This is a genomic window from Lysobacter firmicutimachus, from assembly GCF_037027445.1.
Taxonomy (GTDB): Bacteria; Pseudomonadota; Gammaproteobacteria; order Xanthomonadales; family Xanthomonadaceae; genus Lysobacter; species Lysobacter firmicutimachus.
This window is the reverse complement of record NZ_JBANDL010000002.1, coordinates 3,049,511-3,063,213: the sequence shown is the minus strand read 5'-3', so window position 1 is coordinate 3,063,213 and position 13,703 is coordinate 3,049,511. Positions and strand designations below refer to the sequence as shown.

The following is a 13,703-nucleotide window of genomic DNA, read 5'->3' as shown; positions in this document are numbered from 1 at the left end:
CGATGCATTCCAATTCCAACGTCGCCGACGTGGTCCTGCAGTGCCAGGGCCTGGCGATGACCTATGCCGAGGGCAAGCTGCGCACGCCGGTGTTCCAGGATCTGGACCTGAGCGTGCGCAAGGGCGAGACCGTGGCCATCCTCGGCGCGTCCGGCGCCGGCAAGAGCACGCTGCTGCATTTGCTCGGCGGCCTCGACACGCCGACCGCGGGCGAGGTCTACGTCGCCGGCGAACGCATGAGCGCGCTGTCCGATCGCGCACGCGGCCTGCTGCGCAATCAGGCCTTGGGCTTCGTCTACCAGTTCCATCACCTGCTGCCGGAGTTCACCGCGCTGGAGAACGTGATGCTGCCGGTGCTGCTCGACGGCCGCAGCCGTTCGGCCACCACCGCGCAGGCCAAGCAGCGCGCGCGCGACCTGCTCGAAGCGGTCGGCCTGGGCCATCGCCTGGACCATAAGCCCGGCGAACTCTCCGGCGGCGAGCGTCAGCGCGCCGCGGTGGCGCGCGCGCTGGTCAACCGGCCGGCCTGCGTGCTCGGCGACGAGCCCACCGGCAATCTCGACGAGAAGACCGCGGCCACGGTGTTCGAGCTGATGCTCGCGCTGAACCGCGATCAGGGCACCAGCCTGGTGTTGGTGACCCACGACCGCCGCCTGGCGCGGCGCCTGGACCGCGTGCTGGAACTGCACGAGGGCAAACTGCGGCAACTGGACGCCGCCGAGGTGTAGCCATGTTCGATGCGGCAAGGACGCCGCCGTTCGGAAAACGCGTAGCGATCGGAGTGTTGGCCGGCATCGGTGCCGGCCTGGCCTTGCCGCGCGTATGCCCGTGGGGTTGGTCGATCGCGTTGGCGGCGTTGGCCGTCGCGCTGTGGTGGCGCCGACCGGGCTGGCGTTGGCCGGCCGCGCTCGCGTTCGGTTTCGCCTGGGCCGGTGTGCATGCGGCCTGGGCGCTGAGCCTGCAACTGCCGCCGGACTGGGAGAAACGCGAAGTCGCGCTGCGTGGCCGCATCGTCGAGTTGCCGCTGCACGAGCCGCGCCGCTCCCGCTTCGATTTCCGCGTCGACGACGATGCCGCCCAGCCGGCGCCGCTGCGCGGCCGCTTGCTGCGCCTGTCGTGGTACGACGAGGACCCTCAGCCGCGCTCGGCCCTGCGCGCGGGCCAGCGTTGGCAGCTGCGGGTACGCCTGCGCGCACCGCGCGGGCTGCGCAACCCGGGCGCGCCGGACGCGGAGCGTTACGCGTTGATGGACCGGCTGAGCGCGACGGGTTATCTGCGTCGGGTGGACGAAGCGCGTCGCCTGAGCGAAGCGAGCGGCTTGCAGGCCTGGCGCGAAACCCTGTCCGACCGCATCGCCGCTGCGGTGCCGACCGGCGGCGCGCGCTTCGTGCGCGCACTCGCGCTGGGCGACACCCGCGGCCTCGACCCGCGCGACTGGAGTGTGCTGCGCGCCAACGGCCTGACCCATTTGATCGCCATTTCCGGCTTCCACGTCGGCCTGGTCGCCGGCGCCGCGGCCTGGTTGGCGCGGGCCCTGTGGTGGCTATGGCCGGGCTGGGGTCGGCGTTGCCCGGCGGCGACGGCGGCGGCGGTCGCGGCGATGCTGGGCGCCGGCGCTTACGCCGCTGCGGTCGGCTTCGCTCTGCCGACCGTGCGCACCTGGCTGATGATCGCGGTGGTCGCCGGTCTCAGCCTGTCGCGGCGGGGCTGGCGCGGTTTCGATGCGCTGGCGGTGGCGGCGATCGCGCTTGCTCTGGTCGACCCGCTGGCCTTGCTCGGCGCCGGTTTCTGGCTCAGCTTCCTGGGCGTGCTCTGGTTGATGTGGTGTCTGCCCGCCGATACGGCCGACTCCGGTTGGCGCGCGCGCCTGGGAGGGCTGCTCGGCGCCCAGGGCGTGTCCAGCCTGGGCCTGCTGCCGGTGGCGGCGCTGCTGTTCGGCCAGGCCTCGCTGGCCGGCCCCTTGGCCAATCTGCTCGCGGTGCCGTGGTGGAGCCTGCTGGTGGTGCCGCTGGCCTTGCTCGGCACCGGCCTGGAGTTGCTGTACGCCGGCGCGGGAGCGCCGCTGTGGCGCGCGGCGGCGGCCTGTTTCGAGCCCGGCTGGCCGCTGTTCGAGGCCCTGGCCGACAGCGGTCTGGCGTTGTGGTGGTTGCCCGAGCCGCACTGGTACGCGCTGCCGTTGGCCTTGGCCGGCGCGTTCTGGCTGCTGTTGCCGCGCGGCACGCCGGGCAAGGCCCTGGCCGTCCTGCTGTGGCTGCCGCTGTTGTGGCCGGACCGGCAGCTGCCGCGCCGGGGCGAAGTGGAACTGGTGGTGGTCGACGTGGGGCAGGGGCTGTCGGTGCTGGTGCGCACGGCCGGTCACAGCCTCTTGTACGACGCCGGCCCGGCGGTGCGCGACGGCTTCGACGCCGGCGAGCGTGCGGTGCTGCCCAGCCTGCGCGCGCTCGGCGTGCGCCAGCTCGACCGGGTGGTCGCCAGCCACGGCGACAACGACCATGCCGGCGGCCTGGGCGCGGTGCTGGCCGAGTTCCCGGCGCCGCTGACGGCGCCGCCGGAGGTGTCCGGCGAGGCCATGCGCGGATTGCGCAGCGCGGCCTGCCGGGCCGGGCAACGCTGGGACTGGGACGGCGTACGCCTGCGCTTCCTGCATCCGTCCGCCGACTTTCCTTATCTCGGCAACGAGTCCAGTTGCGTGCTGCGGATCGACAGCGCCCACGGCAGCGCGTTGCTGACCGGCGACATCGGCGAGGTGATCGAACGCGACCTGGTCCGGCGCGCGGCCGAATCGGCCGACGAGCGCCTGCGCGCCGACGTGGTCCTGGTCGCTCACCACGGCAGCGGCGGCTCGTCCGATCCGGCCTTCGTCGCCGCCACCGGCGCCCGCCATGCCCTGATCTCGGCCGGCCACGGCAACCGCTTCGGCCATCCGCGCAAGCCGGTGCTGCAACGCTGGCGCGAGGCCGGCGCCCGCACCTGGCTGACCGCCGGGCAGGGCGCGCTGCGGGTCCGGCTGGGCGCGGGCGGCATCGCCGTGGAAACGCGACGCCAGACACACCCGCGCCTGTGGGATGCGACCCGGCGCACGGACCCTGGGCTATCCTATCGCCCGGATTGAAGTCGGCCACGGGCCGGGGGTTCGCGAGTGCTGGAACTGGTCAAGGCCGGCGGTTGGCCGATGATTCCGTTGTTGATGTTGTCGGCGGTGGCGCTGGCGATCATCGTCGAACGCTTGTGGACCCTGCGCCGGCGCGCCGTGCTGCCGCCGAACCTGGGCCAGGAAGTGCGTACCTGGGCGGCCTCGGGCAAGCTCGATCCGGCGCACATCGAGTCGCTGCGCGCGACCGCGCCGCTGGGCGCGCTGCTGGCCGCGGCGCTCGACGTCCGCCACCGCCCGCGCGAGGAGATCCGCGAGCGCGTCGAGGACGTCGGCCGGCATCTGGTCCATCGCATGGAGCGCTACCTGAATACGCTGGGCACGATTTCCGCCGCAGGCCCGCTGCTGGGCCTGTTCGGCACCGTGGTCGGCATGATCCAGATGTTCCTGGTCATCAACGACCACGGCATCGGCGACGTCAACCAGCTCGCCGGCGGCATCGGCAAGGCCCTGGTCTGCACCGCCGCGGGCATGATCGTGGCGATCCCGGCGTTGATCGCCCATCGCTGGTTCCGCGGCCGCATCGCCGAGTACATCGTTGCGATGGAGCACGAGGCCATCGCCCTGGTCGACGTGCTGACCCCGGGCACCGCCGAGGCGCGTGCGCACGAAGCGCGTCCGCCGGTGCGCCTGGCCGGCGGCCAGGCCGGCTGAGGCGGCGCCGCATGCGTATCCGCGACCACCGCGCCGACGACGAGCCGGAGATCAACCTGGTCCCGTTGATCGACGTGATCCTGGTGCTGATCATCTTCTTCGTCGTCACCGCGACCTTCGATGCGCGCTCGGTGCTCAAGCTCGAGCTGCCGCGCGCCACCGGCGAACCCGCCGGCGACGCCAGCAAGGCGTTGATCGTGCTGGTCAACGCCGACGGCCGCTACTTCGTCGGCGACCGCGAAGTGCTGCGCGACGACCTGGAGTCGCTCAAGACCACTATCGCCGAGGTCGCCGGCGACGACCGCGACCGCACCGTGATGCTGCGCGCCGACGCGCGCACCCCGTACCAGGCCGTGGTCACCGTCTACGACGCGCTCGGCCAGCTCGGCTTCCGCCGGATCATGAACGCGACCGCGCCGCCGCAACCCAGTGCGGCCAAGCCGGCGACGGGGGCCGCGCGGTGACGGCAGCCGCCTCGCCCTGGCAGACCTATCGCCGGTTGCTGGAATTCTCGCGGCCCTACCGCGGACTGCTGTGGATCGCGGCGCTGGGCATGGCGATCGAAGCCGGCGCCGGCGCCGCATTCACCAAGTTGATGGAGCCGATCATCAACGAGACCTTCATCGCCAAGAACCGGGCGGTGGCGCTGTGGCTGCCGGCGGCGATCGTCGGCGTGTTCGTGCTGCGCGGGGTGGCCGGGTACCTGACCGACTACTTCATGGCCAAGTCCGGCCGCGGCGTGGCCCGCGACCTGCGGGTGCGGGTGCTGGACAAGTACCTGCGCCTGCCGGGTTCGCGCTTCGACACCGAACCGGTGCCGTCGATGCTGGTGCGGCTGGGCTCGGACAGCGACCAGGTCGCGCAGGCCGCGGTCGACGCGCTCAAGGTGATGGTGCAGAACTCGCTGCAGGCCTTGGCCCTGCTGGCGGTGATGATCTGGACCAACTGGCAGGTGACCATCGCGGTCGCGGTCATGGCGCCGCCGCTGGCCTGGGTCATGGACAAGGTCGGCCGCCGCTACCGCCGCATCAGCCATCGCATCCAGGAGAGCGGCGCGCAGCTGCTGCTGTCGGCCGACCAAACTCTGTCCAATCAGCAGGAAGTGAAGGTCTACGGCGCGCAGCCGTCGGAACTCGCGCGCTACGGCGCGATCGCCAACGATTATCTGCGGCTGAGCCTGAAGGTCGAGTCCACCCGCAGCATCGCCTCGGCCATGGTCCAGTTGATGGGCGCTACGGGACTGGCGCTGCTGCTGCTGGTGGCCGGCTACGAAACCTCCGCAGGACGCCTCAGCGCCGGCGGCTTCGTCGCCCTGATGATGTCGATGATGGCGATGATTCCGGCGCTGCGGCAGCTGACCAACGTGCAGAACATGCTGCAGCGCGGCGTCGCTTCGGCCGAGCGCCTGTTCGAAGTGCTGGACGCGGCCGAAGAGCCGGACCAGGGCGAGCGCGAACTCGCCCGCAGTCAGGGGCTGATCGAATTCCGCGCCGTCACCGCGCGCTACCCGGGGCAGGCTCAGCCGGCGCTGTCGGACATCAGCTTCGTCGCCCGCCCGGGCTCGGTCACCGCGATCGTCGGCCGCTCCGGCAGCGGCAAATCGACCCTGATCAAGCTGATCCCGCGCTTCTACGACCCCGAGGCCGGGCAGATCCTGCTCGACGGCCATCCGCTGGCCGAGTACCGGCTCGCCGATCTGCGCCGGCAGATCGCCCTGGTCGGCCAGCAGGTGATGCTGTTCGACGGCACCATCGCCGCCAACGTCGCCTACGGCGAACTGCAGGGCAGCGACGAGGCGGCCTTGCAGCGCGCGGTGCAGGGCGCCAACGCGGCCGAATTCATCGAGCGCCTGCCCGAGGGCGTGGACACGTCGATCGGCGCCAAGGGCGGCAAGCTCTCCGGCGGCCAGCGCCAGCGCCTGGCGATCGCCCGCGCCATGCTCAAGGACGCGCCGATCCTGATCCTCGACGAGGCCACCGCGGCGCTGGATACCGAATCCGAACGCCTGGTCCAGGACGCGCTGGAGCGGCTGATGCCGGACCGCACCACGCTGGTGATCGCGCACCGCCTGTCGACCATCGAACACGCCGACCAGGTGCTGGTGCTGGACCAGGGGCGGATCGTCGAACGCGGCCGCCACGCCGAACTGCTGGCGCAGGGCGGCCTGTACGCGCATCTGCACCGCATGCAGTTCCGGGACGGCGAATGAGCGGAGCCGAGCGCCGCCCCGGCGTGCCCGGGTTCTGGTACGACGACCTGCCGGTGCCGGCCTCCGCACGGCTGCTGTCCGGCCTGTACGGCGCGCTGACCGGCCTGCGCCGCAGCCTGTACCGCAAAGGCCTGCTGCGCCGCCGCCACCCCGGCGTGCCGGTGGTGGTGGTCGGCAACATCACTGCCGGCGGCGCCGGCAAGACCCCGCTCACCATCGCCCTGGTCCAGCGCCTGCAGCAGGAAGGCTGGAAGCCGGGTGTGGCCAGCCGCGGCTACGGCCGCGACGAGGCCAAGACCGCGCGTTGGGTCGAGCGCGACACCGATCCGCGCCTGGGCGGCGACGAGCCGGTGCTGATCGCCCGCCGCACCGGCGCGCCGGTGCGGGTCGACCGCGACCGCGCCGCCGCCGCGCGCGCCCTGGCCGAAGCCGGCTGCGACGTGATCGTCTGCGACGACGGCCTGCAGCACTACCGGCTGGCGCGCGACATCGAAATCGAAGTGATCGACGGCCGCCGCCGTTACGGCAACGGCCAACTGCTGCCGGCCGGACCTTTGCGCGAGCCGCCCGAGCGCGCGGCGTCGTGCGATTTCCGTGTGGTCAATCTGGCCGGCGCGGCCGGCGAGCCGGCGGCGAGCAGCGGCTTCGGCGAATGGCCGATGCGGCTGATCGCCGACCAGGCGACGCCCTTGCTCGGCGGTCGATCGCTGCCGCTGGCCTCGTTCGCCGGCCGGCGCGTGCACGCCGTGGCCGGGACCGGCGATCCGGAGCGCTACTTCGCCATGTTGCGCGGCGTCGGCATCGCCGTGGTCCCGCATGCCTTCGCCGATCATCACCGCTACGTCGCCGAGGATTTCGGGTTCGGCAGCAAGCTGCCGGTGCTGATGACCGAGAAGGACGCGGTCAAGCTGACCCTGGACGGGCCGGACGCGTTCGCCACCGACGCGCACTACAGCGTGCCGGTGCGGGCGGAGTTGCCGGAGGCCTTGTGGGTGGCGCTGCTGGACAAGCTGGCCGCGCATCGCCGCCGCTGAGCGCCGCGACGGCGCCCGACGCCGCTAGACTGCATTCCGACCCGCCGTCGCGCACCGCACGCTGCGCAGGCACCGTTTCGCCTTGGAACCGAACATGAGCCAGGACTTCGTCGTCGCCATCCCCGCCCGTTACGCCGCCTCGCGCCTGCCGGGCAAGCCGTTGCGCCCGCTCGGCGGCGAGCCGCTGGTGCTGCACGTCGCCCGGCGCGCGCTCGCCGCCGGCGCGCGCGAGGTGTGGATCGCCACCGACGACGAACGCATCGCCCGCGCCCTCGACGGCAGCGGGGTGCGGGTGGCGATGACCTCGCCCGATCACGCCTCCGGCACCGACCGCCTGGCCGAGTGCGCGGATCTGGCCGGCTGGGGCGACGACACCGTGGTGGTCAATCTGCAGGGCGACGAGCCGTTCGCGCCGGCCGCCGGCATCGCCGCGACCGCGGCGACCCTGCGCGACAGCGGCGCCGAGATGTCGACCCTGGCCACGCCGATCGAGCAAGTCGAGATCCTGCTCGATCCCAATGCGGTCAAGCTGGTCCGCGCCGGCAACGGCGATGCGCTGTACTTCAGCCGCGCGCCGATTCCGTGGCCGCGCGACGCCTTCGCCAAGGACCGCACGTGCATGCCCGGCGGCGGCGAATGGCTGCGCCATATCGGCATCTACGGCTACCGTACCGGGTTCCTGCGCAAGTTCGCCAAGCTGCGCCCGGGCCGGCTGGAGCAGGTCGAGTCCTTGGAACAACTGCGCGCGCTCGAAGCCGGCTACCGGATCGCGGTCGCGATCGCGCCCGAACCGTTCCCGCCCGGGGTCGACACCCCCGAGGACCTGGCCCGCGCCGAAGCTCACCTGGCCGCGTCGGCACCGGGCGAGGGCGGCTGAGCATGCGCTTGCTGGTGGTCTGCCTGGGCAACATCTGCCGCTCGCCGGTGGCCGAGGGCGTGCTGCGCGCGCGCATCGCCGCGTCTTCGATCGCCGGGCGGGTCGAACTGGATTCGGCCGGCACCGGCGACTGGCACATCGGCGAGCCGCCGGACCGGCGCTCGATCGCCAACGCCGCCGGCCACGGCGTCGACATCGCCGGTCTGCGCGCGCGCCAGATCCAGGCCGCCGATTACCGCCGCTTCGATTGGCTGTTGTGCGCCGACCGCGCCAACCTGCGCGACGTGCGCGCCCGCGCGCCCAAGGACGCGACCGCGCAAACCGCGCTGCTGCTGGATTGGTGCGGGATCGGCGAGGACTGCGAAGTGCCCGACCCCTACACCGGCGGGCCGGCCCAGTTCGAACATGTGTTCCAGTTGCTCGACCGCGCCGCCGACGGCGCGATCGCGCGCTTGCGCCAGGAGCTGCGGCGGGGCTGAACGCAGGCCGGCGCGGTCGTTTGCCGATCGGCCTGGACGACGGACCGGGCCGCGTCGGCGGCCGTTGCGAGGCCGGGCGGGACGGTTTCGCCGCCGCTGGGCCGTGCGTCGAAACGCCGCCGGACGGGCCCGACGCCAGGGCGCGTGGCCCGGTCCGCGGGGCGTGCGCCTGTCCAGCGGGCGTAGACCCGGCCGGTTCGGCGCTGCGTCCCGGTCGCGGCCCTTGCGCTCGCGCATAATCAACCCAATTCAGTAGCCGCTCACGCCAAAACTGCTCCGGACTCCCGCCCGCCGCCCCCGCCGCCGATGCCCGTGCCGCCTTCCGCCGTATCCGCTCCTCTCAACGACGCCTCGCGCACCGCGGCGTGGCGCGTGCGGGCCGCACGCGGGCTGCGCGCAGCCCGGGCCGGGCGCGCATGAACCAGGCCGCCGCGCCCGCGCCGTTCGACGGCAAGGCTTTCGTCAAGCAACTCAGCACCGCGCCGGGCGTGTACCGGATGATCGGCGCGGACGACGGCGTGCTCTACGTCGGCAAGGCCGGCGCGTTGAAGAACCGCGTCTCCAGCTATTTCAACGCCACGCCCAAGTCGGCGCGGATCATGTCGATGCTGGCGCAGACGGTGCGGATGGAAGTCACCGTCACCCGCACCGAGGCCGAGGCGCTGATCCTCGAGAACCAGCTCATCAAGTCGCTCAAGCCGCGCTACAACGTGCTGCTGCGCGACGACAAGAGCTACCCCTACGTGCTGATGACCAACGAGGCCTGGCCGCGCATCGCCATGCACCGCGGCCCGCGCGCGGTGCCGGGGCGCTATTTCGGTCCCTACGCCAGCGTCGGCGCGGTGCGCGACACGCTCAACCTCATGCACAAGCTGTTCCGCCTGCGCAGCTGCGAGGACAGCGTGTTCCGCAACCGCTCGCGGCCGTGCCTGCAGCACCAGATCGGCCGTTGCAGCGCGCCCTGCGTCGGCCTGGTGCCGGCGCGCGAATACGCCGAGAGCGTGCGCCAGTCCGGCCTGTTCCTGGAGGGGCGCAGCGACGAACTCACCGACGAACTCGGCCGCGACATGGAGGCGGCCAGCGCGCGCCTGGACTTCGAGGACGCCGCGCGCCTGCGCGACCTGATCGCCAGCATCCGCAGCCTGCAGGCGCGCCAATACGTCGACGGCCGCGCCGCCGACCTGGACGTGCTGGCGGTGGCGATGCAGGGCGTGTCGGCCTGCGTGCTGCTGCTGGCATTCCGCGACGGCCGCAACCTCGGCACGCGCGCGTTCTTTCCCAAGACCAACGGCAGCGACAGCCCCGAGGAAGTGCTGGCCGCGTTCGTGTCGCAGTACTACGCCGAGCAGCCGCCGCCGCGCGAGATCGTGCTCGACCGCGACCTGCCCGAGCGCGAATTGCTCGAACACGCGCTGTCCAGCTCGGGCGAGCGACGAGTGCAGATCAAGCACAACGTGCGCGGCGAACGCGCCGGCTACCTGGACATGGCGCGGCGCAACGCCGAATTGTCGCTGGGCACCGAGCTGACCAGCCACGCTGCGCAACTGGCCCGCGCCGAGGCCCTGCGCGAGCTGTTGCGCATGCCGGCGCTGCCGGGACGGATCGAGTGTTTCGACATCAGCCACACCATGGGCGAGGCGACCGTGGCCTCGTGCGTGGTGTTCGACGCCGAGGGCCCGGTGCGTGGCCAATACCGCCGCTACAACATCGCCGGCATCACCGAGGGCGACGATTACGCGGCGATGAACCAGGCGATCTCGCGCCGCTTCCGTCGCGCGGTCGAGGAGGACGGCGTGCTGCCCGACGTCCTGCTGATCGACGGCGGCGCCGGACAGGTGGCGCAGGCGCGCGCGGCGCTGGACGAGCTGGGCGTGGAGGGCGTGATCCTGGTCGGCGTGGCCAAGGGCCCGGCGCGCCGTCCCGGCGACGAGGAACTGCTGCTGCCCGACGGCCGCGTGGTCCATCCGGGCGCGGAGTCGCCAGCCCTGCAACTGGTCCAGCAGGTCCGCGACGAGGCGCACCGTTTCGCCATCACCGGTCACCGCGGGCGTCGGCAGAAGGCCCGCAACAGCAGTAGGCTGGAGGACATCCCCGGCATCGGGCCGCGCCGGCGCGCTAATCTGTTGCGGCACTTCGGCGGCCTGGGCGGGCTCAAGGCCGCCGGGATCGAGGAGATCGCGCGGGTGGAGGGCGTCAACGAGGCCTTGGCCGAGCGCATCTACGCCGCCCTGCACGGGTTGGAGGCGCCGGCCGAGCCGGCCGCCGCAGCGCCGGCGGGGCGGGGCAGGAAACAACGGGGCGGGGCCGAGGAGGCCGCGCCCGACGGCAAGCGGAGCGAGCAATGAAGTTGACCATACCCACCATGCTGACCCTGGCCCGGATCGTCCTGATCCCGGTGCTGGTGGTGGTGTTCTTCCTCGACTATCCGTGGACCAATTTCGCCGCCGCGTCGATCTTCGCCTTCGCCTCGATCACCGACTGGCTCGACGGCTGGATCGCCCGCCGCTACAACCAGTACTCGGCCTTCGGCGCCTTCCTCGACCCGGTCGCCGACAAGCTGATGGTGGCGGTGGCGCTGTTGTTGATCGTGCAGAAGCATCCGACCGTGTGGATGACGCTGTGGGCGGCGGTGATCGTCGGCCGCGAAATCGCCGTATCGGCGCTGCGCGAATGGATGGCCGAGCTGGGCCAGCGCGCGGCGGTCAAAGTGGCCGCGATCGGCAAGATTAAGACCATCGTGCAGATGGTCGCACTGGTTTGCCTGTTGTATCAGGAACCCTTGTTCGGCCTGCCGATTTTTCCGATCGGCGAATGGCTGCTCGCGGCGGCGGCGCTGCTCACTTTGTGGTCGGGGCTGGCGTATTTGCGCGCGGCATGGCCTATAATGCTCGCCGACGAGAACAAGCCTTCGACCTGATCGGCAACGAGACGGTCGCTGCGCAGCGGATCCCGCACACGGAAACGCAGCGCAGGGCGGTCTAACCGGTCAAGCCGGTTTGACCGGTTCCCGGAACGGGTCCGACGCGGTCCCGGGGCGTGAAGAAAGGTGTTGACACTTTCGCTTCCATGCCTAAAATATCGCTTCCTCAGCGGGAATAGCTCAGTTGGTAGAGCACGACCTTGCCAAGGTCGGGGTCGCGAGTTCGAGTCTCGTTTCCCGCTCCAGATTCAAAGCGGTTTCGGCAACGGAATCGGTTTAGAAACGAGACCCCTTCGCGGGGTTTTGTTTTTTCAGCGAAGGCGGGCAGAGATTGCAAGCCGACGCGACCGCAGGCAGTATGCTGTGGCGAGTCACCGGCCGGGTGGCAGAGTGGTTATGCAGCGGACTGCAAATCCGCGTACGCCGGTTCAATTCCGACCTCGGCCTCCAAATCGGGCGCATCGATCAGACCAAGGGTCGGTCCGCCGCAGTAACGGAAAGCGGTAAAACAAAAGTTTCAGCGGGAATAGCTCAGTTGGTAGAGCACGACCTTGCCAAGGTCGGGGTCGCGAGTTCGAGTCTCGTTTCCCGCTCCATATTCTTCGCCGCCTCCGGCAGCGAATGCACCAAGCCCCGCGATGCGGGGCTTTTTGCGTTTCGGCGACCGTGGTTTCGGCGGAAGGCCGGGTTCGCAGCGGCTGGCTTGCGCACGCGGTTTCCGCGACGCACCTTCCCCTCGGCGCAGCAGGCGATGCTTCGCTTGGCGACTACGGTTTCGCTGCAGTCAGGTTCGCAGGGACGGGCTTGCGCATACGGTTACCGCATCGCCCCGGCACGATGCGCGAAGCCGCGGCGTCGCGCTCGGGCGCGGCCATCGTGTGCGGCGCATGCCGTTGCGCAACGAACCCGGCGGGCCGCAAGCGTGTCGCAACCGCAGCGACGCGCACCGACTATCGTCCGCGTCTTCGCCGCACCTGCCCGCGAACGCACACAAGGACCGTCGCATGCCCACCGCCAATCCGGCTCTTGCCAACCCCGCTCTCGCCAACACCCATCTCGCCGGCCACGTCTTCCTCAGCGAGATGCTGCAGGACGACTATTTCCCGCCGCACCTGGTCGAGCGCGGGCAGGCGATCCTGGCCGAGCTGTGCCTGAGCATCGAGCGCGATCGCCCCACCGACCTGGCCGCGCTGTACGCGCTGACCCACGCCGCGACCGAGCGCTTCAACGCGCTGGGAGAGGCGTTCGACGCCGCCGGCAGCGAGATAGAGACCGTGGCCCGCGAGAGCATCGGCGCCGACTTCGCCCGCATCGCCGTCGCCTACGGCTTCGAGGCCGACATCGAAGAACTGATCGCCCCGCGCGAATGGTGAATGCGGCCGGGGCGCCCGGCGGCCCGGCGCCGAGCCCGGATGCGGTAAGCTAACCCGGTCACCGCATCCTGCCCGGATGGCGAAATCGGTAGACGCAGCGGACTTAAAATCCGCCGGCTTCGCGGCCGTGCCGGTTCGAGTCCGGCTCCGGGCACCACTACATATCGACGGCGGCAATTCGTGGCAGCTTGTCTGGAAGTCCAGAAGCTCCGTTAAGCAGGTCATTTTGAGCCTGCGGTTGCTGTCAACAAAACGTTCGGCCGATGAGGTCGATGGCATGTTTGATGCCAAAGGCTCGAAGAAGGCCTGTGTTCAATTGGACATATGTTCCCGTTGGCTCGCCGTCACTTCCTACGACAGGCTCTTGATGAGTCCTGAAGCCTGAAATTACGCCGGCGACTCGGATCTCGTTAGGCGATCTTTGCGAAAAAAACACCACGGGGCCGCCAGAGAACCCTTCATTGCAGAGAGTGTCGACAAATAACACTTGCGGGTCGCCTGTGGCCACGTTGCTGGCGATGCCACGTTTAACTAGCGGGCAGGGATTCCGGCCGAGAAGTTCGCCGACGTCTTCGTGCATCTTGTGGGGAAATCCAAGTATGTACAGGTCCTGACCTAGAGTCAGTTGCGCAATGGTCGGGGTAACCGGTAGCCCCGATGGGGTCAGGCGCTCATTTAGGCGCAGAACCGCAATATCTGCCTCACTTCTGCAAAAGGCAACTTTGATGGGCTCATATGGTACCCAGCGGTTGTTTCGGAACAGCCGAACTTCATGGGCCTCTGCAGATTCGTCGAAAAGGTGCTTAGCGGTGATCAGATACTCGGTGTCCTCGACATCTATCGTGAAAGCTGTTCCGTACTGGATCGCTTTAATGAAGAAGACGCGTCGAAGGATGTTTGCTTGGACTGGATGCATTGATCGGTTTGCCTCCAAAGCAATGAAGAGTTATGTGTGGCTCTGGTTCTGCCGCAGATCCATGTGCTTGACAAAGGATTGACTTTTTTG

The 13,703-nt window shown here is 70.1% G+C and carries 11 protein-coding genes, 4 tRNA genes and 1 pseudogene; 15 read left to right on the top strand and 1 reads right to left on the bottom strand.

Annotated features, from left to right (window positions below):
• Positions 1 to 2: 2 nt before the first annotated feature.
• The 15 genes and pseudogenes from lolD (at position 3) to V2J18_RS13345 (ending at position 12,854) form a co-directional block, all read left to right on the top strand.
• The gene (gene lolD, locus V2J18_RS13415; protein WP_425606017.1) at positions 3 to 728 is read left to right on the top strand and encodes a lipoprotein-releasing ABC transporter ATP-binding protein LolD; all 726 of its coding nucleotides are present in this window, start codon (positions 3 to 5) and stop codon (positions 726 to 728) included.
• Between the two features lie 2 nt (positions 729 to 730).
• Positions 731 to 3,112 carry a ComEC/Rec2 family competence protein gene (locus V2J18_RS13410; protein WP_064747574.1) on the top strand — a complete coding sequence of 794 codons (2,382 nt, stop codon included), beginning with the start codon at positions 731 to 733 and terminating at the stop codon, positions 3,110 to 3,112.
• Between the two features lie 27 nt (positions 3,113 to 3,139).
• The gene (locus V2J18_RS13405) at positions 3,140 to 3,805 is read left to right on the top strand and encodes a MotA/TolQ/ExbB proton channel family protein (protein ID WP_075575066.1); all 666 of its coding nucleotides are present in this window, start codon (positions 3,140 to 3,142) and stop codon (positions 3,803 to 3,805) included.
• Between the two features lie 11 nt (positions 3,806 to 3,816).
• Positions 3,817 to 4,269: an ExbD/TolR family protein gene (locus V2J18_RS13400; RefSeq protein WP_064747575.1), complete on the top strand. Its 453-nt coding sequence runs from the start codon at positions 3,817 to 3,819 to the stop codon at positions 4,267 to 4,269.
• On the top strand, positions 4,266 to 6,014 hold the full coding sequence (gene msbA, locus V2J18_RS13395; RefSeq protein WP_075575067.1) for a lipid A export permease/ATP-binding protein MsbA: 1,749 nt from the start codon (positions 4,266 to 4,268) through the stop codon (positions 6,012 to 6,014). Before V2J18_RS13400 ends, msbA begins: the two co-directional genes overlap by 4 nt.
• Positions 6,011 to 7,048, top strand: coding sequence for a tetraacyldisaccharide 4'-kinase (gene lpxK, locus V2J18_RS13390; protein ID WP_336132005.1), 1,038 nt, complete (start codon positions 6,011 to 6,013; stop codon positions 7,046 to 7,048). Before msbA ends, lpxK begins: the two co-directional genes overlap by 4 nt.
• 94 nt (positions 7,049 to 7,142) lie before the next feature.
• Positions 7,143 to 7,925 carry a 3-deoxy-manno-octulosonate cytidylyltransferase gene (gene kdsB / locus V2J18_RS13385; protein ID WP_336132004.1) on the top strand — a complete coding sequence of 261 codons (783 nt, stop codon included), beginning with the start codon at positions 7,143 to 7,145 and terminating at the stop codon, positions 7,923 to 7,925.
• A 2-nt stretch (positions 7,926 to 7,927) separates the two neighbouring features.
• On the top strand, positions 7,928 to 8,404 hold the full coding sequence (locus tag V2J18_RS13380) for a low molecular weight protein-tyrosine-phosphatase (RefSeq protein WP_064747578.1): 477 nt from the start codon (positions 7,928 to 7,930) through the stop codon (positions 8,402 to 8,404).
• Between the two features lie 416 nt (positions 8,405 to 8,820).
• Positions 8,821 to 10,671 (top strand): annotated as a pseudogene (gene uvrC / locus V2J18_RS13375) (excinuclease ABC subunit UvrC); the annotation flags it as partial.
• 74 nt (positions 10,672 to 10,745) lie between these two features.
• Positions 10,746 to 11,321, top strand: coding sequence for a CDP-diacylglycerol--glycerol-3-phosphate 3-phosphatidyltransferase (gene pgsA / locus V2J18_RS13370; RefSeq protein ID WP_064749625.1), 576 nt, complete (start codon positions 10,746 to 10,748; stop codon positions 11,319 to 11,321).
• 172 nt (positions 11,322 to 11,493) lie between these two features.
• Positions 11,494 to 11,569, top strand: a tRNA-Gly gene (locus V2J18_RS13365).
• Between the two features lie 131 nt (positions 11,570 to 11,700).
• Positions 11,701 to 11,774: transfer RNA gene (locus V2J18_RS13360), tRNA-Cys, on the top strand.
• 70 nt (positions 11,775 to 11,844) lie between these two features.
• A tRNA-Gly gene (locus V2J18_RS13355) sits at positions 11,845 to 11,920 on the top strand.
• A gap of 408 nt (positions 11,921 to 12,328) precedes the next feature.
• The gene (locus V2J18_RS13350) at positions 12,329 to 12,697 is read left to right on the top strand and encodes a DUF5713 family protein (protein ID WP_336132003.1); all 369 of its coding nucleotides are present in this window, start codon (positions 12,329 to 12,331) and stop codon (positions 12,695 to 12,697) included.
• A gap of 70 nt (positions 12,698 to 12,767) precedes the next feature.
• Positions 12,768 to 12,854 (top strand) — tRNA-Leu (locus V2J18_RS13345).
• A gap of 87 nt (positions 12,855 to 12,941) precedes the next feature.
• Here V2J18_RS13345 and V2J18_RS13340 read toward each other — a convergent pair.
• Positions 12,942 to 13,613, bottom strand: a complete 672-nt coding sequence (locus V2J18_RS13340) for a S1 family peptidase (protein ID WP_336132002.1) — start codon at positions 13,611 to 13,613, stop codon at positions 12,942 to 12,944.
• Positions 13,614 to 13,703 lie beyond the last annotated feature (90 nt).

Coding starts and splice junctions, on each gene's coding strand:
- V2J18_RS13340 (WP_336132002.1), bottom strand. CDS start 13,613: ATGCATCCAGTCCAAGCAAACATCCTTCGACGCGTCTTCTTCATTAAA.
- lolD (WP_425606017.1), top strand. CDS start 3: ATGCATTCCAATTCCAACGTCGCCGACGTGGTCCTGCAGTGCCAGGGC.
- V2J18_RS13410 (WP_064747574.1), top strand. CDS start 731: ATGTTCGATGCGGCAAGGACGCCGCCGTTCGGAAAACGCGTAGCGATC.
- V2J18_RS13350 (WP_336132003.1), top strand. CDS start 12,329: ATGCCCACCGCCAATCCGGCTCTTGCCAACCCCGCTCTCGCCAACACC.
- pgsA (WP_064749625.1), top strand. CDS start 10,746: ATGAAGTTGACCATACCCACCATGCTGACCCTGGCCCGGATCGTCCTG.
- kdsB (WP_336132004.1), top strand. CDS start 7,143: ATGAGCCAGGACTTCGTCGTCGCCATCCCCGCCCGTTACGCCGCCTCG.
- lpxK (WP_336132005.1), top strand. CDS start 6,011: ATGAGCGGAGCCGAGCGCCGCCCCGGCGTGCCCGGGTTCTGGTACGAC.
- V2J18_RS13380 (WP_064747578.1), top strand. CDS start 7,928: ATGCGCTTGCTGGTGGTCTGCCTGGGCAACATCTGCCGCTCGCCGGTG.
- V2J18_RS13400 (WP_064747575.1), top strand. CDS start 3,817: ATGCGTATCCGCGACCACCGCGCCGACGACGAGCCGGAGATCAACCTG.